This is a genomic window from Microbacterium sp. (assembly GCF_031988965.1).
Taxonomy (GTDB): domain Bacteria; phylum Actinomycetota; class Actinomycetes; order Actinomycetales; family Microbacteriaceae; genus Microbacterium.
The window spans coordinates 217-1,868 of sequence record NZ_DALZXX010000263.1; the positions used below are offsets into that span (position 1 = coordinate 217).

Annotated in this window: 2 protein-coding genes; both read right to left on the reverse strand. The window is 71.5% G+C overall.

From position 1 onward, the window contains the following. Nucleotides 1-1,274: hypothetical protein (locus RTM68_RS18540; protein WP_312173787.1), on the reverse strand; the 1,274-nt coding region annotated here is incomplete at its 3' end. A 61-nt stretch (nt 1,275-1,335) separates the two neighbouring features. Continuing rightward, a partial coding sequence (locus RTM68_RS18545) for a hypothetical protein (protein ID WP_312173788.1) occupies nt 1,336-1,652 on the reverse strand: 317 nt, incomplete at its 5' end.

Below are 1,652 nucleotides of genomic sequence, written 5' to 3' on the forward strand. Positions count from 1 at the left end.
AACGCGTCGCCGAATCGCGACCAGATGAGCGAGCTCGAGCCGCGCGAGATCGGAACGACGACCGCGACCGCGACGAGGGCGATCGCGAACAGCGCCGTCGCGCCTAGCACCTGGAACCCCGCGCCGAGCGCGAGGGCGGTCTGGATCGCGGCGACGACGAAGACCGCGCCCGCGGCGGCCCGTGGCAGCCAGCGCAGAACCCGCGAGGTCGTGTGACGCGGGGTGAGCAGCAGAGCGAGGATGACGCACACGAGCAGCGCGATGCCTCCGGAGACGACGATCGGATCGGCGGACCAGGGACGCAGGAAGGCCACCGGCGCCATGACGGCCGCGACGACGCTCAGCACGGCGGTGCCCGCCACGAGCCGGGCCGACGAGTCATCGACCACCGCGGTGATGCGCTCGGTCCGCAGGATGCCGACGGAATCGGGAATCGCCCCGCGCACGGTCCAGCGGCTGGTCATGAAGTGCTTGTAGTCGATGAAGTAGCCCTCGGGCAGGTTGACGAGGCTGCTCGGCAAGGCGCGCAGGCCGAGCGGCACGAGCCCCAGCGAGATGGCGGCCGCATCGGCGGGACCCCAGCGCAGCAGGAGCGCGAGCCCCCATATCGCGGCCAGGCTGACGAGCAGTACGGTCGCCGTTCCCGCGGCGGCGCGCATCGGACGAGCGCGTGCCGAGACGGCGACGATCGCGGTGGTGATGCCCGCGGCGAGGAAACCGGATGCGGTCGAGAGGTGAGCACTCGACTCGAGGGACGAGGGGATCAGGAGAGCACCCGCGGCGAAGGACATGAGCACCGGCGCGAGAATGCCGAGGATGCCGCGCACGCCGGCCATCGAGTCACGACGAGCCCAGGCGATCGCTCCTCCGAACGTCCCCGCGACCAGGATCAGCGCGACCACCAGACGCAGGAGCGGGTCCCCGCCCCCCTGAGCGAACACGGCGACGAGCAGGAGTCCGCTGACCGCGAGCATCCACCATCGAGCACCGTGGTCGGCCCGGGTGGGCGCATGCCTCGCGGTGTTCGCTGCGCGCGGCGCGAGCGCCGAGCGATCGATCAGCGCGTAGAGGCCGCCGTCGATGAGGTCCTCGCACTCCGTATCCCCGGGGATCTCGAATCCTCCGGGTCCGACGGTCACGAAGCGATCCTCTGTGGACAATCCGCTGAGCGTCAGCGCGTCGTCGAGGGTCTCGTCGAACGGCAGGGACAGGTCGATACGCCGATCCTCGCTCTGGAGCACGATGCGGCGCCGCTCTACGATCTCGACAGACACACCTGCACCCTATCGACCGCGTGCGGCCTCGGCCGCACGCCCCCTCTTCCGCTCACGCGGATCAGCCTGCGTGATCGTCGCGAGAGCCCGCCTGTGCGCTCTTCGCGCGCGGTCCCCGCTCTTCCTCGTCCTCGAGCTTCGGGGCGACCGGGCCACCGAGTCCGGAGCGCTTGGCCTTCTCCTCCTCGTCGCCGCCGGCGCCGCCCATCATGCCCATTCCCGGACGCATGCCCGATCCTGCAGCGCCCGATGAACCGGACGCACCACCGGCACCACCGGCACCACCGACTCCACCGACTCCACCGATGCCTCCGGGACGGCCTGCACCGCCCGCACCGCCGGCACCGCCGGCACCGCCGGCCGCGGAGTTGCCCAGCA